At 60.6% G+C, this 19,631-nt stretch carries 15 protein-coding genes; 5 read left to right on the top strand and 10 right to left on the bottom strand.

Annotation, left to right across the window (positions count from 1 at the left end):
* The first annotated feature begins 332 nt into the window (after positions 1–332).
* Positions 333–1,148, top strand: a complete 816-nt coding sequence (locus AQ610_RS04525; protein WP_006025515.1) for a sulfotransferase family protein — start codon at positions 333–335, stop codon at positions 1,146–1,148.
* 106 nt (positions 1,149–1,254) lie between these two features.
* On the opposite strand, the gene AQ610_RS04520 is transcribed toward AQ610_RS04525, so the two are convergent.
* From AQ610_RS04520 to AQ610_RS04500, 5 genes are all read right to left on the bottom strand, one after another.
* Positions 1,255–2,226, bottom strand: coding sequence for a glycosyltransferase family 2 protein (locus AQ610_RS04520; RefSeq protein WP_009913378.1), 972 nt, complete (start codon positions 2,224–2,226; stop codon positions 1,255–1,257).
* A gap of 49 nt (positions 2,227–2,275) precedes the next feature.
* On the bottom strand, positions 2,276–2,854 hold the full coding sequence (locus tag AQ610_RS04515) for an acyltransferase (protein WP_006025513.1): 579 nt from the start codon (positions 2,852–2,854) through the stop codon (positions 2,276–2,278).
* 19 nt (positions 2,855–2,873) lie between these two features.
* The gene (locus AQ610_RS04510; RefSeq protein ID WP_043282328.1) at positions 2,874–4,109 is read right to left on the bottom strand and encodes a glycosyltransferase family 4 protein; all 1,236 of its coding nucleotides are present in this window, start codon (positions 4,107–4,109) and stop codon (positions 2,874–2,876) included.
* A 26-nt stretch (positions 4,110–4,135) separates the two neighbouring features.
* Positions 4,136–7,534 (bottom strand): glycosyltransferase, encoded by a 3,399-nt coding sequence (locus AQ610_RS04505; RefSeq protein ID WP_009913379.1) that lies wholly within the window; start codon positions 7,532–7,534, stop codon positions 4,136–4,138.
* A gap of 118 nt (positions 7,535–7,652) precedes the next feature.
* A complete protein-coding gene (locus tag AQ610_RS04500; protein WP_043282326.1) occupies positions 7,653–9,029 on the bottom strand; it encodes an ABC transporter ATP-binding protein in 1,377 nt (458 codons plus the stop codon).
* 515 nt (positions 9,030–9,544) lie between these two features.
* Between AQ610_RS04500 and AQ610_RS04495 the strand changes: the two genes are divergently transcribed.
* The 3 genes from AQ610_RS04495 to AQ610_RS04485 all read left to right on the top strand — a co-directional run bounded on the left by AQ610_RS04495 (position 9,545) and on the right by AQ610_RS04485 (position 14,012).
* Entirely contained in the window at positions 9,545–10,369 is an 825-nt protein-coding gene (locus AQ610_RS04495) for an ABC transporter permease (protein ID WP_006025509.1), read from the top strand.
* Positions 10,359–11,786 carry an ABC transporter ATP-binding protein gene (locus AQ610_RS04490; RefSeq protein WP_043282324.1) on the top strand — a complete coding sequence of 476 codons (1,428 nt, stop codon included), beginning with the start codon at positions 10,359–10,361 and terminating at the stop codon, positions 11,784–11,786. Before AQ610_RS04495 ends, AQ610_RS04490 begins: the two co-directional genes overlap by 11 nt.
* A gap of 300 nt (positions 11,787–12,086) precedes the next feature.
* Positions 12,087–14,012 (top strand): glycosyltransferase family 2 protein, encoded by a 1,926-nt coding sequence (locus tag AQ610_RS04485; protein ID WP_006025507.1) that lies wholly within the window; start codon positions 12,087–12,089, stop codon positions 14,010–14,012.
* Between the two features lie 30 nt (positions 14,013–14,042).
* On the opposite strand, the gene AQ610_RS04480 is transcribed toward AQ610_RS04485, so the two are convergent.
* The 5 genes from AQ610_RS04480 to rfbB are packed head-to-tail and all read right to left on the bottom strand — an operon-like array spanning position 14,043 to position 18,354.
* Positions 14,043–14,966, bottom strand: coding sequence for a glycosyltransferase family 2 protein (locus tag AQ610_RS04480; protein ID WP_043282321.1), 924 nt, complete (start codon positions 14,964–14,966; stop codon positions 14,043–14,045).
* The gene (gene rfbD, locus AQ610_RS04475) at positions 14,948–15,844 is read right to left on the bottom strand and encodes a dTDP-4-dehydrorhamnose reductase (protein WP_006025505.1); all 897 of its coding nucleotides are present in this window, start codon (positions 15,842–15,844) and stop codon (positions 14,948–14,950) included. The genes AQ610_RS04480 and rfbD overlap by 19 nt, the downstream gene beginning before the upstream one ends.
* Positions 15,845–15,851: 7 nt before the next feature.
* The gene (rfbC, locus tag AQ610_RS04470) at positions 15,852–16,403 is read right to left on the bottom strand and encodes a dTDP-4-dehydrorhamnose 3,5-epimerase (protein WP_006025504.1); all 552 of its coding nucleotides are present in this window, start codon (positions 16,401–16,403) and stop codon (positions 15,852–15,854) included.
* Positions 16,388–17,281 carry a glucose-1-phosphate thymidylyltransferase RfbA gene (gene rfbA, locus AQ610_RS04465; protein WP_006025503.1) on the bottom strand — a complete coding sequence of 298 codons (894 nt, stop codon included), beginning with the start codon at positions 17,279–17,281 and terminating at the stop codon, positions 16,388–16,390. Before rfbA ends, rfbC begins: the two co-directional genes overlap by 16 nt.
* 11 nt (positions 17,282–17,292) lie before the next feature.
* Positions 17,293–18,354: a dTDP-glucose 4,6-dehydratase gene (gene rfbB, locus AQ610_RS04460; RefSeq protein ID WP_006025502.1), complete on the bottom strand. Its 1,062-nt coding sequence runs from the start codon at positions 18,352–18,354 to the stop codon at positions 17,293–17,295.
* A 376-nt stretch (positions 18,355–18,730) separates the two neighbouring features.
* On the opposite strand from rfbB, the gene AQ610_RS04455 reads away from it, so the two are divergent.
* On the top strand, positions 18,731–19,579 hold the full coding sequence (locus tag AQ610_RS04455; RefSeq protein WP_006025501.1) for a symmetrical bis(5'-nucleosyl)-tetraphosphatase: 849 nt from the start codon (positions 18,731–18,733) through the stop codon (positions 19,577–19,579).
* The last annotated feature ends 52 nt before the right edge of the window (positions 19,580–19,631 follow it).

Genomic DNA, 19,631 nt, shown 5'->3' with positions numbered 1-19,631 from the left:
CTACACTACGAAGACGATTAGCTTCAACACCATCGGGCGCCGCCCGCCGTAAGGACTAGACGCTATGGTCGCCATGTCTCGGCGGCGCAGTTAAGTGGATTAGGCTTGCACGTCACTCGTTCAGCATGCCCAACTCCGGAACGTCATGTCGCTCGACACAGCCGCGTCGAGCGGCGCGCTTCCGAGCGGACATGTCTGCGGTGTCGGTTGGAATTTGCGCCATCCCGACTTTTACGAAGCAAGCTGCCTCCGGCTGCGCCGTTCGCCCGAAGCGCTCCCCGCGCCGGAGATCGAATCCCATTCCCAAATCCCTCTAGATAGTCAGCAACATAATGTTCATCCTGTTCGGCTCGCCGAGATCGGGCACCACCCTCTTCAAAGAATCCCTCAATCTCCACAGTGCGATATTCATTCCGAATCAAACCACGTTCATCAGCCCGGTCGCTCACGTCATCGGCTGCATCAGCGATTGGCCGGCCGCGCGCAAAATCATCGCCGAGATCATTGTCTCGACCGATGACTACCGCGAAGTGCTTGAGCCGTACATCTCGGTTCAGGAAGTCGAAGCCGTGCTTGCGCAAGCCGAACCGACGCTCGCGGGCGTCCTGTCAGCGATCTACGGCCGCATCGCAAGCAACACGGGCAAACACGTCTGCGGCGACAAGACCCCGGACGACCTGCTGTCCATCCGTAAGCTCGAACAGGTCGGCCTGCTCAACTCAAATCTCAAGTTCATCCACATCGTCCGCGACGTTCGCGGCGCGATGGCATCGCTGAGAAATGTGACGTGGGCCCCCCAGGGGATCGACGAGTACTTTCCCCGCCTCTGGAACTACACCAACCTGCATCTTTTCAAAGCGATGCAGGGGCGAACGAACTATCTGCTCGTTCGCTACGAAGACCTCGTGTCCGATCCGCGCATCGCACTATCGTGCACTACGTTTTTCCTCGGCCTGCCGTTCGAGGAAAACATGCTCGACAATACGCAACGAGCGCCTGTGTTGCGCAACGATCAGAGCCATCTGAACCTGTCGCAGCCCTTCCTCAAGGAACGGGCGCAGTCCTGGCAAAACGAACTCCCGCCAGAGATCAACCGTCATTGCGTCACCACGGCGGCCGAGGCAATGGCAGCATTCGGCTACCTCTGAGCGTGCGCGTTGGCAAGGCCACGGCGCCAACGCGCCCTCGCCTTGCTGCGCCACCAATGACACCGTTTACGCTCACGAGCCGACGGCATCGATCACGCTCCAATAGTCAACCAATTACCGTCGATCCAAAGGCTTCCGCGTGACGCGGGTCGATGGCGTATTCGTAGAATGCCGCCCGTGTCGGAAAGGCTGGCAGCGTCGTCTGAAAGAAGCACAGCAGTTCCGTCATGCCCTTGTTGTCGAGAAAACGCTTGAACGCGGCCAGATCCGCCGCGCCCAACTCGGCGGAAAAGAGCCTCGGACCGGACATTGCCAACGCTTGGGCAATCACGGCCGCAATTTCGATCCGTACTTTGCTCAGATCTTCCTTGATCGTATTGCGCTCGTGCACTCGGTAGACAATATGCTCATGATCGCCATCGACACACACTGAACTGTGTGCAAACGCAAACATCAGGAAATCGAGGTCATGGCAGTACCGCAACGGCTGGAAACCACCCGCAGCTTGCCACAGCGCACGGTCGAACACCATGTTCGACGTCGTCGCGACAAAATTCTCGTTCAGGAGCGCCAGTTGAGCAAGCTTAGTGTCGTCGAGGAACTGCTGCGCCCGCCTCAGCCAATCGATCGCGGCGCCGCTATGCTGCCTAACGCCGTTGTCATCCATGATGCTGACTCGCCCCGCAATGAGACCGACGCCGGGTTGCTCGCGCACGATCGCTCTGCAACGCGCGAGTTTGGTAGGTACAAAAACGTCGTCGGAGTTGAGAACAGCGACAAAGTCACCACGGCTCAAGCCAATCGCGCGATTGATCGTGTTATGCGCTCCAGCGTTGTCTTGTCGATACGCCTTCGCCTTTGGAATCTTCGACAGCACGCGCTGCGCGATGTCAAAGCCGTTGTCGGACGAACCGTCGTCGATCAGAATGATCTCGTCGGCCTGCGACGTCTGCGACAGCACGCTATCCAGCGCGCTTTCGATGTAACGGGCATGATTGTAGAGAGGGATCACGACCGAGATGGTGGCGGCCTCTACTGCTCCCGCAGAGGTCGCACGACAGAATCGGAAAATCGACATATTCGTCAATCAGTATATGCTGACCGGTCGCAAGCGGCCGGTGCTTCGTTCATTGAATATCGGTATCGAAGAACGGGAAGTAGCGCGATCGGTAGTGCAAATCTCTCGTTCGTTCCTTGATGAAGCGCGCGGGATTTCCGCCGACGATCGTATAAGGCGCCACGTCACGCGTCACGACCGCCCCCGCACCGACAACCGCCCCTTCGCCGATGTGTACGCCGGGACAAATGATCGCGCGCGCGCCGATCCACGCGTGATCCTCGATCACCACCGGTTTGCATAGACACACGAAATCCGGATTCTGCGGATCGTGCGTCAAGGTCTGGATCAACGTGTAGTGTGAAATGTTGACGTTGTTCCCGATCGTCAGCGGCACGCGGCCGTCGAGATACGTGTAGCGGTTGACGACGGTGTTGTCGCCGATCGAGATGTGATAGCCGGTAACGAAGCATCCCATCGCAATGCTCGAATCCCGGCCGATCCGCACCTGGCAGAATCGCCGCAAAAACCAATGCCGGATGCGATACGGCATGTAGTTCATGAAGAGGTGATTGCCGAGATAAAAACACACTGCCGGCTTGAAACGCCAGCGGACGAAACGGCAGAACGACTTCAACGAATGGATCATGCGCCCCCTCTCACGCCGCTCAGCGATTCGCGGCCTTCACTGCGCCCTCGATGATTTCCTCGTACCGCTTGACGATATTCGCGAAATCGAATCGCTCATAGATCTTGCAACGACCAAGCATGCCGCGCTTTTGCCACACGTCGGCATTCGATGCCATCTCGTCCATCGCATCGGCAAGGCGCGGAGCGATCGCATACTGCCGAGGCACATAGGCAAGTTCATCCAGCAGTTTCGAGTTCAGGTTCGGCGTATCGCCGTATTCGTTTGGAATCAGTATGCCAATATCGCCGTTCTCGATCACTTCCGCCGACGCGCCGGTGTCGGTCAGGATCATCGGCTTTTGATAGAACATCGCCTCGTTCATTGCGATGCTCCACCCTTCGATGAACGACGGCAGAAGAAAAGCATCCGCCATTCGATGCACGTCCTCGACATCGGGGAAATAACCCGGCATCAGAATATGCTGCTCGAGTCCATGTTCGACAAGATACTGGCGCAGCGCGTCAACGTGCGGCGGGAAGATAACATTGCCAAAGCACAGTATCTTTACGTCCCGTCGGCGCTTCAGCAAATGGCGCATCGCATCCGCCATCACGTAGTGCCCCTTGTGCAAATTGTAGGACGCAACGTTCGCGAAGACGTAATCCGTGTCGGCGAGACCTAGCTGCGCACGTGTCAGCTTTGCCGGTTTCCTCTCCCTCGCTTCGTGCTCCGAAAGGATCAACCCGTTCGGCACGGTCACGACCTTGCTCTCCGATACGCCGAGCTTCTGCACCGCGTAACGCGTCGCATTTTTCGAGACCGACACGTAGCGGTCCACGTACCGGTCGTTGCTCGCGAACGACTGCGCCTGCGCGTCCGAAAAGAACGCGTAAACATTGTGGATGAACGTGATGTTCGGAATGCCGAGCCGCGCGAACAGCGGATAACCGGTATCCGAGAAGTGAGACATCGAGACATCTGCGGTCAATTCACGGAGCACGCGCTCGTACGCCGCAAGCGTGTTCGAAGACGGCAGACCGACCACCGTCAAACCAGCGTCGCGCGCAACAGCGCCGAGATGCCCAACCTTGCCCGGCGTGACGATCGTTACGTCGAATCGGTTTCTATCGAATGCGATCGCCGAGTCGAGCACCACTTTTTCAAGACCGCCTTTATCGAACGACGCCAATTCGATCACGACGCCGAGTCGGCCGTCCGAACGCGGGCGACGCTGCGGCGGCTTACGAAACATTGAAAGCAAGGAGCGCAACATGAATTTGAATGAAGTCCAGTATTTCGTCAGTGAATATCGAACGCGTTCGACCGGAGTTTGCGGGAGCCCGCCTTGACTCCGATGGAGTCGAGCAAACCCGACAACAGGTTCGCGACGCTCTCCACGGAATACTCGGCGGCCGCCGCCACAAAGCCGGCATCGGCGACATGCTGCCAAAGCTGGCGATCTTCGTACAGTTTCACGATCGCATCGGCGATCTCCTCCGCGCCGTCGCCCTCGAGCACCTGCTCGCCAGCGACGAGCCCCATCCCCTCGCTCGCCACCTTGCTCAGTACGCACGGTAGCCCGTGCAATAGACTGGACACAACCTTGCCTTTGATTCCTGCACCGAAACGCAGCGGCGCGACTGAAACTCGCGCGGCGTCCATCACTTCTCCAAGGTTCTCCACGAAACCGACGATCGTCACGCCGGCGACAGGGTTATCGAGCGTGCGCACTTCATCTGTCGTGCCGCTACCCACGATGCGCAATTCCGCATCCGGCAAACGGCGGCGCACGAGCGGCCAAATGTCCTTTACCAGGAACTTCACGGCATCGACGTTGGGACGGTGAGCAAAACCGCCGACAAACAGCACGCCCGAGCGCTCGTCGAACGAACGGGTCGACCGAGTAGGCAAGCGCGGAATCGGAATTCGATGTACGTTCGCGTCCGGCACGATGTCTCTGAGGATGTCGCCCTCGAGGCGACTGACGACGATCGTCGCGTCGGCCTCGGACACCGCCTGAATCTCCGCTCGCCGCAACAGCAGCGCCTCTTCGAGAGCCTCCGGCGAACGCTCGAGAATCGCCGCTCGCTCTTCCCGCAGATAATGCAAGTCGACTGTGCCGAACACGATCTTGATACCCGGCACATCATGGCGAAGCGGCTCGATCACGTGTCGCGCGACAATGATGCGCTGTGCGATCACAACCGCGGCGCCCTTCGCTTCTTCTGTCACGAGACGATTGAGCGACGGAAGATCGGTAGCATATTGCACGCGCACGCCCCAGCGCCGAAGCGCGTCCGCATAGCTTTCGACTGGCGTCTGCTCGAAGGCCGCGATGAAACTTACGTCGAATCCGAACTCGCGGAAGATGCGCATGTACCAGTACGCGTCGACCGATCCGGAGTCTTGATCGGGCTTCGGCACGAACGCATCGACGATCACGATCTTCGGACGATGCGGCAGCGGCAGCACGTCACCGAACGCCCGATCAACGCGGAACAATTTTTCGTAACGCTGCCGAAGCGACCAGCGTTGATGCGCATCATCCCATGTAGAACTGACGGGAACGTCGGCGCACTCGTCCGGACCATGTGCGGTAAACCGCGCGAACGGCTGCAGATACGTATTCGCACCGCGCTTGGCGAGTTCGAGCGCAATCAACACAAGACCAGTCGAAACCGGCGGCACATGATCGAACGCGCTTGCGATATCGTCCCAGATGCGCTTGCGGATTGCAATGATCCCGGGGCTCGCCGCCCTCACCGGAACGACGGTGCGAATCAACGGGTTGTCCGCCGCCAAGCCGACGCCGAACGGCTTCATCCGAGCGCTCGCATCGACAACGGCGCCTGCCGCCCGCACCTGCCCGAGCCTGTTGAGCACGAGCCCTGTCACGGCCGCCGCATCGGGAAAGCGCGCGAAGACCTCGTCAATCGCCTCAAGCCAACCGGGATGTGCAGCGAGATCTTCCGAAATCAACACGACGAATGCCTCGTCCGGCGACGCGATGAACTCGGCCAGCGTGGCGAGCGACATCCCCGCCTCCACGATCGCAAGTGCGCGGACCCCACTGTCGGCCACGAGCCGCGCGTCGGCTGGACCGGCCAGCAATACCTGGAACGGAACCGACGTCGTATGCTGACTCAACGCAGCGAGACAGTGGTCGAGCGCCTTGCCGCGACCGGTCGATTGAACGACCACGATCGCGCGCGGCACGGCAGATTGCTCGAATCGACGCAGCGTGCTCGCCGATACGGCGGTGGATGTGACGGCCTCGGCGACACGGCCTCCCGGACCAGCATCCGAACGTGCCGCAGCTTGCCGCTGGCGAGCCGTGCGCAGACGCCGCGCAGCAAAACGCAACGGTTTCGTGACGCGCCAAGAGGCCGAGCGGAAAATCATGTCGGCTTGTTGGCGCAGACCTTCGTTCTCACGCAGCAGCGCCGCTATCGAAGGCTCAATCGCGGGTTCAGCCGCCGGCCCGGCAGCAGACGCGTGCAGCGAACCAACCCCACCCGCGTTCGCGCGCTTCACATACCTCGCCATTTCGTCGACTTGCGACAGCAGCTGCCTCGACACTTCTTTCTGCTCAGCGAGCGCATTCAGCACTTCCCGAACGGGCATTGCATCGGCAGGCTGCGCGGCGACAACCGCCCGAGGCACATCGCCCCCCCCCCTCAGGCGGCCCAGTTCGCTCGTGAGCTTCGCGATCTGCGCGTTGCCCTCGATGATGACTTCATTAAGTCTCACGGTTTCGACCGTTAGACGACCGATTTCCGCATCGCGCTTAAGCACCTCTTCGGTCAGTCTGACAGTGTCGGCCACCAGACGGCCGATTTCGTCAGCACGGCTCATCGTCTCGGTCGTCAAGCGCACGATCTCGGCGCCTTGGGCGCCGATCTGATCGTTGCGGGCGTTGTCGTAACGGCCGAATGACACGCCGCCGTCCAGGAGATCGTCGTCCGGCTCCGGAATCGGGCCGTCGGATGCGATCGCGATGAAATAGACCGGATCCACGACGCCGAGCGTCGAACGATATTCGCCGATCGAAGTTTCCGACCAGCAATGGATCTCGCGTGCGCCCACCCTCCCTTCTCGCTGCAGCACGGAACCCGCGATCGGCTTCTGCTCGAAGAGAACGAAATGCTTGAATCCACTCTTCAACCATTCGACGAACTCGTCGCGATCAAGTTCGCGTACGTGATATTCGTTCGGCGGCGCACCCGGCGGCGAATAGATCGGTCGATTGGGTGTCGAAATGATCATCAGACCATTGGGTTTCAGCACGCGACGGGCCTCGCGCATGAAAGCCTCGTGCTCACGGAAATGCTCTAGCGTCTCGAACGAATTGAGTATGTCGACCGAAGCATCCGGCAGCGGGATGCTTGTCGCGCTACCGTATTCGAATCGCAAATTGGCCTGGTCGCCATACCTGACGCGTGCGTTCTGTACGGCTCGCGCGTCGATATCGACGCCGATCACGGACTTCGCAGCTTGCGCGAGCAGTGCCGACCCATAGCCCTCCCCGGATGCGATGTCGAGCACATCCTTGCCCGCGCAGAGCCCCGTCGAGAAGAGATAGCGATGATAGTGCTCGTATTGAATCGGGCCGCCTACCCCTGGCAGATAACGCTCACCGGTAAACTCGTGGCCGTTTTCTGCACCTTTGAATCGAAACCTTCGGGCTTGCATTGTCATGTTGAAAAATCCTGCTCTACTAACTGGCGTAGCCTGGATGAACTGATCTCATTATTTGCTCCGCGGTCCTCCGCTGGTAGCGGCGACAATCACGCGACGCGATCGAATCCGCCCGTCACTACGATGCCGGCGAAACTTCGACGTGCACCATCGGCACACCAACGAGCGCGTGTCTGACCCTCGACGTATGCACGTCGAGCGGCAGCGCATCATGAATCCAATGGAGTTGGATGTGATCGTATTGCGTGCCTTCCGCCACGGCCACATTGATCGAGAAACGCCCTACGGGCAAGACGGGCATCAAGAACGAAAACTCCGCGCAAAGCGTAGTGTCCCCGTCACAGCGAACCGGCCTGTCTGCGTAACTCGCGTAGGTATTATCTCCGATCAGTTCCTGCCCCCGCTCATTCTTCAGAAAGAAGCCAACGATGGGCGACACGAGTGCATCGTCCACCTTGATGGCGACGCGCAACGTCACGGCCTCGCCACCGACGATCCACTCGAGCCGCCGCTTCTCGCCATCGACGAACGAGACGTCGACAATCTGCGCGCCACCGGAGCCGAACGCCCGTGCATGGTGATCGAACGGCAGCACCTGAATGTCATTGCGCAGCGGCGATGCATTAATGATGTCTCGACGCTGGTCGTGCGCAGCGGGCACCTGCTTCGGCTCGACACGCTGCGTGCCGCTGGCAGTCCGCGCACTCGACGCCCCATATCGCGCCTCCAAGTACGCAGTACAGACTTCTGCAGGGTCGCCCTCGGCAACGATTCGCCCGCTATCGATCCAGATTACCTTCGAGCACAGTTTCTTGATCGTCGACGTATCATGGCTGACGAACAGAATGGTTCCGTGCTTCTTGAAGACATGAAGAAACCGGTAACACTTCTGATTGAAGAAGGCGTCGCCCACGGCAAGCGCCTCGTCGATGATCAGGATGTCCGCATCGACGTGTGCAATCACTGCGAACGCCAGGCGCACGAACATGCCACTCGAATAGGTCTTGACCGGTTGATCGATGAAGTCGCCAATGTCGGCGAACGCCACGATCGAATCGTAGCGCTCGTCGATCTGCTGACGCGACAGCCCGTACAACTGCGCGTTCAGATAGATGTTCTCGCGGCCCGTGTATTCGACGTCGAAGCCGGAGCCGAGTTCGAGGAGCGCAGCCACCTTTCCGCGAACCACGATGTCCCCTGCCGTCGGCGCCAGCGTCCCGCACACGATCTGCAAAAGCGTGCTCTTGCCCGAGCCATTGCGACCGATGATGCCGACCGTCTCGCCTGCGGCCACGAAAAAGCTCACGTCGCGCAGTGCCCAGAACATGTTTGAAAGCGTGTCCGCACGGCGATGTGCCGCACTGCGCGCGGCCGCATTCGGCGCGAACCTGGCTGCGGCTCCAAGCACACTTCTTTTCAGCCGATCGGCAGGCCGTTCGTATGACGCGAACCCCTTGCTGATCTGGATAGCTTCGATTGCTATGTTTTCAGGCATGTAAACTGTTGGTCCCGAGGCGGCTTCGCGAGTCGCAAGGCGAACCGAGTGCGACATGCTCGCCCGCGAAAGGTGACGCTTCGGCCGTGGGAAACGACGCCGATGGCAAATAGGCCGTGATTCTACCTCGTTTCTCCATTTCACAATATGGGAAATTCTGCGTAGGCCTCGTTCGCTGCTCGCGGCTACGCGCCGGGCATCCAAATCCCACGGGCTATTGCGACTGTGACATTGCCACGTCGGTGCACAATCCGGCCCCTCCGGCATGCGCAACCGATTTCAGCATTTACACTTCGACACAAACGGTGCCGAAGCCCCGCCCGATCAACTGCAAATCCAGTGTGAGATAATTGCGCGTGCCGAGTGAGCCCTTGCCCCGCAACGCCGCCTCGAGATAGTCAACACAGATGCCGGCGCCCTTGCTCCATGCCCGCGAAGTTGCGACCAGCCGTCGCGCCGATCGTTTAAATGCCAGACATCCTTTGTCATTTCCCCTGAGATAGCCAATCGAATCTATGCAAAGCTTTAGCGTTTCGCCGCGATACCTCGCCGCATCGCTGGTGAAGAACCGGCGTCTGATGCTCGATCTTGCACGACGCGACGCCGTCGGACGCTACAAAGGATCGTTCCTCGGCATACTCTGGTCGTTGCTCACGCCGATCATGATGCTAAGCGTCTATACATTCGTGTTCAGCGAGGTCTTCAAGTCGCGCTGGAGCGATTCCGCGCACAGCGCATCGAAAGGCGAGTTCGCAGTCGTACTATTCGCCGGCATGATCATGTTCAACCTGTTCTCGGAATGCATCAACCGTGCGCCGTCGCAGATTCTGTCGAATACGAACTTCGTCAAGAAGATCGTGTTTCCGCTCGAAGTCCTGCCATGTGTGACTCTACTGTCAGCTTTGTTCCACCTCTGCGTCAGCGTGCTCATTCTCCTCGTTGCCGAATGGTTCATCGTTGGCACCGTACCCACAACCGCCTTGCTGTTTCCAATCGTCCTCGCCCCCCTTTGCGTCTTCATCATGGGCGTGAGCTGGATGCTTGCCGCGACGGGGGTCTATTTGCGCGACATCGGCCAAACGGTCGGCATCGCCATCACGGCGCTGATGTTCCTGTCACCGGTTTTCTTTCCGGTTTCCTCTCTGCCGGAGCGGTTTCGAGGATTCGTCTATTTTAATCCCATGACGTTCCCGATCGAGCAAAGTCGCGATGTGCTCGTCTGGGGCCGCATGATCGACTGGAATCACTGGATTTCTTATTCGGTGATGGCGGCAATCATCGCCTGGATCGGATTTGCCTGGTTCCAAAAAACCCGCAGGGGCTTTGCAGATGTCATCTGAAGTCGTAATCCGCGCTACTTCGCTGAGCAAGGGTTTCGAGTCGTACAGCAAGCCGGCCGATCGCCTGAAGCGAAGCGTCTACGGATTGCTGGGCGGCATCGCGCCGCTAGCCACGCTAAGGCGCAGGCTGCTCAAGCACGCACGATCTTGCGTTCGCATGTTCTGGGCACTCAAGGACGTCGACTTCGAGATCGCCCGTGGCGAAACGGTTGGGATCATCGGACGCAACGGCTCCGGCAAGAGTACTCTGCTACAGATCGTGTGCGGAACGCTCGCGCCAACGACAGGCGACGTGCGCACGAATGGCCGCATTGCCGCGTTGCTGGAACTCGGCTCCGGCTTCGACGCCGAATATACTGGCCGCGAGAATATCTACATCAACGGCCAGCTTCACGGGTTAACGCGTGAGCAGATCGACGCCCGCGTCGAAGACATCATCGCGTTCGCCGACATCGGACACTTCATCGATCAACCGGTCAAGATTTATTCGAGCGGCATGTTCGTGCGCCTCGCGTTCGCGGTGATAGCGCACGTCGATGCCGACATTCTCGTCGTCGACGAAGCGTTGGCGGTCGGCGATGCCTTCTTCACCCAGAAGTGCATGCGCTTTCTGCGGCGTTTCCAGCAAACCGGAACGGTACTCTTCGTGAGTCACGACGCGTCCGCGATCCGCGGGTTGTGCGACCGCGTCATTTGGCTCGATCGCGGTCAGATACTTGAATCGGGTAGCGCCAAGGCAGTATGCACTCACTACTTCGAGGCGTTCTACAAGCAGCAGCAAGGCGAAGGCGTCACATGGCAGCATGACGAGAAAGTGAGCGCGAAGGCGTCGGTTGATCAGGCCGAGCGCGTCTCGGACATCGCGACGGCGGATCAACGGCTGCTTTTTCCGTTGCGCCAAACAGTCCCTGTCCCGCAAAACACAGGGATGTGCATCGATCCGCATACGCTTCCCATCCACCGCACTCGCGAGCTTATCGAATCGGCACACCTGACCAACGAAAACGGCTCGCCTATCACGTGGGTAATGGGCAGCGAGCACGTCGTGCTTCGTATCCTCGTACGACGCCCCAACTGCGGCTCAACGCCCACCATTGCGTTTTTTGTCAAGGATAGGCTCGGCGAACCGCTTTTCGGCGACGACACTTCGTTCGCACAGGTTGCGGACGAGGCTGGCGCACACGCGAGCCCCGCGATCATGGCCGAGTTTCGGTTCGACATGCCGATTCTGCCTCCTGGCGAATACGCATTCTCCGTTTTCTGCACGACCTGCAAAAACGGGCCAATCGAGGTCGCCGATTGCATTCACGACGCTTTGATCGTGAAGTCCGAAGCGTCCCGCGTGGCGACCGGCCTCATCGGCGTACCGATGAGCCGCATCGATCTCTACGTTCGTGAGTCCGCTGGGGAAATTTGAGCGGCGCGGCCGCGAAGCGCTCCGTCCAACTCGACTTGCGTATGCAGCCCAACATACATGACATCCGGCCAACCTTCCAATCTCCAGGCCACCGCGCCAACTCATAGCGATACGCGTGCGGGCGCTGAGCACGAGCCTGAACGAAGCAATGCAATTCAACGCATCGCCGAACTCGAGCACGAACTCGTCACCCTTCGCGCGGACCTCGTGCGCCATCTGTCGGCAGAAAGCAAACGCGAGCAATTGGAACGCGAATTGGCTGCGCTGCGCCAATCCGTATCCTGGCGCATCACAGCACCATTGAGGCAAATCGCGGCCGTCGCGCGAATCGTGCGCATCGTCAGCGAGACAATTCAGCGGCAAGCAAACGTTCAGGGCAATTATGTGGGCGCGTTCATGTACTACGGCAAAGCGCTTCGCCGCGAAGGCCTTGATGGCTTTTTCGCTCGCCTTCGACGTTTGCGCGGCGGCATGGGATTTGCTGACGCCCCGCCGTCCGAAGCTGTCTATCACGCATGGATCGACAAATACGACACGCTCGGTGATGCGCAGCGCCTGGAAGCACAGACGCTGATGCAGGCCTTCAAGCGCAAACCGGTGATTTCGATCGTCGTGCCGACATACAACAGCGACCCGTCGCTGCTGGACGCGATGATCCGGTCGGTGCGCACACAAATCTATCCGCACTGGGAACTTTGCCTTGCCGACGACGCGTCGACAAGTGACGCGCCTGGTCGGATCATCCGCCAGCACCAAGCCGAAGATGTGCGAATCAAGGCCGTGTTCCGCGAAACGAACGGCCACATCTCTGAAGCCAGCAACAGTGCGCTGACGCTTGCGACAGGCGAGTACATTGCGCTGCTCGATCACGATGACATCCTGCCCGCCCATGCGCTGTTCGTCGTCGCCCAATACATGAATCGCCACCCCGACGCACGCATGTTCTATAGCGACGAGGATAAGCTCACCGAGGACGGCAAGCGGACGATGCCGTACTTCAAGAGCGATTGGAATCCGGCGATGTTTGCGACGCAGAACATGTTCTCTCACCTCGGCGTCATTGAGACGGCGCTGGTCAAAGCCGCAGGCGGCTTTCGCCCGGGCTTCGAGGGCAGCCAGGATTACGACCTGGCGTGGCGATGTGTCGAAATCGCCGGGCACGCCAAGGTGGTCCATATTCCGCATGTGCTCTATCACTGGCGGATCACGCCGAGCAGTACCGCCGGGACCCGTGACGCAAAACCCTACGCAGCGCAAGCGGCGCTTCGCGCCGTCGACGAGCATCTGAAGCGGACCGGCATTGCGGCCACGGTCGAACAGCCATTCGATTCGCTCGGCATCCTGCGTATTCGCTATACGATTCCAAGCCCAGCGCCACGAGTTTCGATCGTCATTCCGACTCGGGATGGCGTCGCCCTCGTGCGGCAGTGCATTGACAGCGTCCTGCAAAAAACGCTCTACCCCAACTATGAAATCATTGTTGTCGATAACGGCAGTTTCGAAAACGAAACGCTCGCGTACTTCGCCGAAATCGGACAGCGGCCGAACGTCCGGATTCTGCGCGACGATTCACCATTCAACTTCTCCGCGTTGAACAATCGCGCGGCGGCCGTGTCGACCGGTGCCTATCTCTGCTTGCTGAACAACGATACCGAGGTTATCTCGCCCGATTGGCTTGATGAGATGGTGGGCCTCGCGTCACAGCCTGGCAACGGCGCGGTCGGCGCTGCGCTCTGGTATCCGAACGACGTGCTCCAGCACGGCGGTGTTCTGCTCGGCCTCGGCGGCATCGCTGGTCATATGCATCACATGTTGAGGCGTGGGCATCTCGGATATTTCAATCGTGCAGTGACGATGCAGAATCTGTCTGCGGTCACCGCCGCCTGCCTCGTGATTCGAAAGTCTGTATTCGACGAAGTCGGCGGGATGAACGAGGAACTCGCCGTCGCATTTAATGATGTCGACTTCTGCTTGCGGGTTCGCGAAGCAGGTTACGCAAACGTGTGGACGCCTTACGCCGAGCTCTATCACCACGAATCGGCGACGCGCGGCTCTGACATGGCGCCGGAGAAGTACGCACGCTTTGCAAGGGAAGTCGACTGGATGGAGCAACGCTGGGGGGCCGCGCTCGAACGCGATCCTGCCTACAACCCGAATCTGTCGCTAGGCACTGACGTTTTACCCTTCACGCTCGCCGATCCGCCGCGCGTGCGCATGTTCGACTGAACTGCGTCGGTCAGTCGATTCTCGAGAAAATCAATGGACGCGGTACGCTCCGAGTCGGCCGCGCCAACCGTCAACAATGCCGCGCCATGCCATCTTCAGGTGTGCTTTCCGGTCGGTGGGAAAAAAGCAGTAAACCAGCAGACGGACCGGCAACTTGACGAGTTCCGTCGTCTTCCACGTCATCGGCATCGACGCCCGCTTGACTAATGCGACCACGTTGCGGAACTGGTAATAGTGCCGCAACGGTCCGTGCATCGGATAGGCGCGGCCCAGCACGCGAACCGGCTCACCGCCGAGTTCATGAGTCATCCGAAGCCATGGCACTCCGACGACCCGATACCCCTTTTGCTTGGCTCGCACGCACCATTCGAGATCGACGAAATCAATGAATAGTGCTTCGTCCATCACGCCAATGTCCGACCAGCAAGCAAGATTGATGCAAGAGCCCGACGTGATGAGAAAGTCGACATCAATGGGCACGTCGCCGACGGGCGGAATACGCTTGAGCTTGCCCCACCCGAAGCGAACGAACGGCGCGACGCCGCGCAACCGGCGATCCTCGTAAGCCGGACCGGCAAGCGCCACCTGCAGACCCGTGGCATTCGTGTCCAGCAAGGCGCGCGGCAACTCCGAGAGCAGGTTCATCGGCGGATCGCTGTCCTGGTCGAAAAGAATGGCTATCTCGAAGCCGCCGCGAATCAGTGCGTCGACACCTCGGTTCAGCGCGGCTGCAATGCCCAGATTCTCGCCGTTCGCCACGTACTCGATCGACTCGGACAAGCCAATTGCATCGCGCTCCCGGACGACGGGCGTATTGTCGACGACCACACAATGCATCGCGTTAGCAAGACGATTGGCCCTCGCAACGCATACTTCGTCGGGATGAAAAAAAACGATCACCGCGCCAGTACGCGGACAATCACCGACAGCGTCGCTCAATCCGTTCCCAGGCATAGTCGCAGCGCGTCGCGCCAATCTGGTGCAGACACGCCAAAAGTCTCGGCCAGTCTTTGATTCGAAAGCTGGGAATTGAGCGGCCGCACCGCCGGCGTTGGGTAGGACGACGACAGAATCGCACGCACAACCGGCTTATTCATCAAATCGGAAAATGCGAAGATCGCCTCGGCAAACGCATGCCAGGACGTCACGCCTCCCGCCGTAAGGTGATATACGCCGGAACGTTCTCTCCACCAATCGACTTGCTGGGCACCTGTTACTACCGATTGTGCGAGCACATGTGCGGTCAACTCCGCGATCGTGCGCGACCATGTCGGCGCGCCAAACTGGTCGGCCACGACGCTCAACTCCTCGCGCTCCGCCCCGAGTCGCAGCATCGTGAGCAGAAAATTCCGACCTCGGGTTCCATACACCCAGCTTGTGCGGAAAATCAAGTGATGACAGCCGGAAGCCACGACGGCCTGCTCGCCGGCCAGTTTGCCCTTGCCGTAAACATTCTGCGGATTGACGCAATCATCCTCGACGTAGGCACCCACTTTCGTGCCATCGAATACATAATCGGTCGAGTAATGGACGAGCGCGGCACCGAGACGCTTCGCTTCCTCGGCCAACAAGCCGGGGACCTCTGCATTCAGGCGCATTGCCGCAGCCACGTCTGCTTCCGCCTTGTCGACCGCAGTGTAAGCCGCCGGATTCACGATCCAGTCAGGTGCAACGTCCCTCACGACCCGACGCGTCGCGTCCAGATCCGACAAGTCGAGTTCGCACCGATCAAACGCGACGACCCGACCCAGGCCTTGCAAACTACGAGCTAGTTCGTGACCGACCTGCCCGTTGATTCCCGTCAGCAGAATCACCCGCTCGCGTACCGTCATGCCCACCTCATGCGTAATGTTCGGCGTCGACAAAACGCTTGCCCGCCGCATCCTTCACGGCAAGCAGCGGCTCGAAATCGATCGGCCATTCGATCCCGATCGTCGGATCGTTCCACACGATGCTCCGCTCGAATTCGGGATACCAGTAATCGGTCGTCTTGTAGAGGAACTGCGCGGACTCCGACAGCACGACGAAGCCGTGCGCGAAGCCGGGCGGCACCCAAAGCTGCCGGTGATTCTCGGCCGACAGCGCGACGCCCACCCACTTGCCGAAGTTCGGCGAGCTCTTGCGGATATCGACCGCGACATCGAACACTTCGCCCTCGACGACGCGCACGAGCTTGCCCTGCGCATGCCGGATCTGGTAATGCAGCCCACGCAGCACGCCCTTCGCCGAGCGCGAATGATTGTCCTGGACGAACTCGACGCCCGCCTCCACCTGCTCGGCGAACTCGCGCGCATTGAAACTTTCGAAGAAGAAGCCCCGCGCGTCGCCGAACACCTTCGGCTCGATGATCTTGACTTCAGGCAGCGCCGTCGGCGTTACTTGGATGGCCATGCAACTTGATCCGTGAGAATGTGTTTCAGATATTGTCCGTAGCCGTTCTTCGCGAGCGGCTGCGCAAGCTTGAGCACCTGCTCCGCGTCGATCCACTGCCGCCGGTACGCAATCTCCTCCGGGCACGCGACGACGAGCCCCTGGCGCTTCTGCAGCGTCGCGATGAACGTCGCCGCCTCGATCAGCGAATCGTGCGTGCCGGTGTCGAGCCACGCGTAGCCGCGGCCCATGATCTCGACGTCGAGCGCGCCCGCCGTGAGATAGCGGGAATTCACATCCGTGATCTCCAGCTCGCCGCGCGCCGACGGCTTGATGTCCGCCGCGATGTCGCACACCTGGTTGTCGTAGAAGTACAGCCCCGTCACCGCGTAATTCGAACGCGGCTTCGCGGGCTTCTCCTCGATCGACAGCGCGCGGAAGTCGCGGTCGAACTCGACGACGCCGTAGCGCTCCGGATCGTGCACGTGATACGCGAACACCGTCGCGCCCGCTTCCTGCGCCGATGCCCGCTCGAGCTGCTTCGCGAGATCGTGGCCGTAGAAGATGTTGTCGCCGAGAATCAGCGTCGACGGATCGCGGCCGACGAATTCCCGGCCGATGATGAACGCCTGCGCGAGCCCGTCCGGCGACGGCTGCACCGCGTAGCGGAGGTTCATCCCCCACTGGCTGCCGTCGCCCAGCATCGCCTCGAAGCGCGGCGTGTCCTGCGGCGTCGAGATGATCAGCACGTCGCGGATGCCCGCCACCATCAGCGTCGACAGCGGGTAGTAGATCATCGGCTTGTCGTAGACCGGCAGCAACTGCTTCGACACGGCGTGCGTGATCGGATACAGCCGCGTGCCGGAACCGCCGGCGAGAATAATGCCCTTGCGCGCCATCGATTCAACCTTTACGCGCGTTGCGCGTAGTTCGTTTCGACCCATTTGCGGTAGTCGCCCGACACCACCTCGTCGACCCATTCCTGGCTGTCGAGATACCAGCGCACGGTCTTCCTCAAGCCGGTCTCGAACGTCTCGGCCGGCTTCCAGGCGAGCTCGCGCTCGAGCTTGCGCGCGTCGATCGCGTAGCGGCGATCATGGCCGGGGCGATCGGTCACGTACGTGATCTGATCGCGGTACGACCCGGCGGCCTTCGGCCGCGCCTCGTCGAGCAGATCGCACAGCGTATGCACGACGTCGAGGTTCTTCTTCTCGTTCCAGCCGCCGACGTTGTACGTCTCGCCCGGCACGCCGCGCGCGAGCACCTCGCGAATCGCGCCGCAGTGATCGCCGACGTACAGCCAGTCGCGCACGTTCTGGCCGTCGCCGTAGACGGGCAGCTGCTTGCCGCCGAGCGCGTTCGCGATCATCAGCGGAATCAGCTTCTCGGGGAACTGATACGGGCCGTAGTTGTTCGAGCAGTTCGTCGTGAGCGTGGGTAGCCCGTACGTGTGGTGATACGCGCGCACGAGATGGTCGGAGCCCGCCTTCGTCGCCGAGTACGGGCTGTTCGGCGCGTACGGCGTGGTTTCGGAGAACTGCGGATCGGCCGGCGACAGCGAGCCGAACACTTCGTCCGTCGACACGTGCAGGAAGCGGAACGCCGCCTTCGCGTCGGCGTCGAGCGCGCTCCAGTATTGGCGCGCGGCTTCGAGCAGCGTGAAGGTGCCGACGACGTTCGTCTGCACGAAATCGGCCGGACCGTGAATCGACCGGTCGACATGGCTTTCGGCGGCGAGGTGCAGGATCGCGCGCGGCTTGTGCTGCGCCAACAGCGCGTCGATTACGGCGCGATCGCAGATGTCGACGCGCGCGAACACGTGCTTCGGATTCCCCTGCAACGACTTCAACGTGCCGAGGTTGCCCGCGTATGTCAGCTTGTCGACGTTCAGCACCGCCTCGTCGGATTGAGCCAGCCAGTCAAGCACGAAGTTGGCGCCGATGAAACCGGCGCCGCCCGTTACCAAGATCATGGAATTCCTTTGCTGAAATTGGGAGTCGGTCAAACAACCGGCGTGATGCAGCATGGCCGGCATGTTCGGGAGAATGCCGTTGGTCGCTCGAATGTCACCGCCGGTTGCGGCCGCGTGGCTCGATCGAGCCATGCGCCCAAGTCGGCAGTGCACGGCTACTGCCCCACAAGGCCGCAATTATACGGGCAAGGAAGTGAAAAAACATCCCTCTAACATCTTGAAACAGCTCGATAAGTTTGCTGTCGATCTGCCATTTTCGAGAATGTTTCTACCGCAGAGATCGATGCAAGGTTAAATTTTCTCCGTCGCCGATCCACTCGGATCGATGTGGTTTCTTGTGATACCGTGAACCCGGTTTCGTCACGAATGCAAAGGAATGACAAATTTCTCCAGCAGCCCGCCGATCGCTTTCGGCGACCTCCAAGGCTGCCACGCCGCGTATCTGCAGCTCTTCGGCAAGCTCTCTCCGGCGGCCGACACCCCGCTCTGGTTTGCGGGCGACCTCGTCAACCGCGGCCCCGCGTCGCTCGCGACGCTGCGCGAGATCGTCGCGCTCGGCGAGCGCGCGGTCGCGGTGCTCGGCAATCACGATCTGCATCTGCTTGCGGTCGCGGCCGGGATTCGCACGCTGAAGCCGGGCGACACGATCGGCGAGATCCTCGATGCGCCCGACGCCGACGATCTGATCGAATGGGTGCGCCACCGGCCGTTCGCGCACTTCGAGCGCGGCATGCTGATGGTGCACGCGGGCCTGCTGCCGCAATGGGACGCGACGCTCGCGCTCGAGCTCGCCGACGAGTTGCAGCGCGCGCTGCGCGCGCCGAACTGGCGCGACACGCTGCGCAGCCTGTACGGCAACGACCCCAATTGCTGGAGCCCGGATCTGAAGAAGACGGACCGGCTGCGGGTCGCGTTCAACGCGTTCACGCGCATTCGCTTCTGCACGCCGGAAGGCGCAATGGAATTTCGGGCGAACGGCGGCCCGGCGTCCGCGCCCCCCGGCTATCTGCCGTGGTTCGACGCGCCCGGGCGAAAAACCGCCGACGTGACGGTCGTGTTCGGCCATTGGGCCGCGTTGGGGCTGATGCTGCGCGAGAACCTGGTCGCGCTGGATTCGGGATGCGTGTGGGGCAACCGGCTGTCGGCCGTGCAACTCGCCGACGCCCCGGCCGCGCGCAAGGTCACGCAGGTCGCGTGCGAGCGCTGCGAAGCGGCGGACGAATAGTCCAGGGCCGGGTCACGCGGGCAGCGCGCCCCCGCACGGCAGCGGGCGCACG

Origin of the sequence: Burkholderia humptydooensis (assembly GCF_001513745.1) — a bacterium.
Taxonomy (GTDB): domain Bacteria; phylum Pseudomonadota; class Gammaproteobacteria; order Burkholderiales; family Burkholderiaceae; genus Burkholderia; species Burkholderia humptydooensis.
Note: the sequence above shows the minus strand (reverse complement) of the source record. Positions and strands in the feature narration are given on the sequence as shown.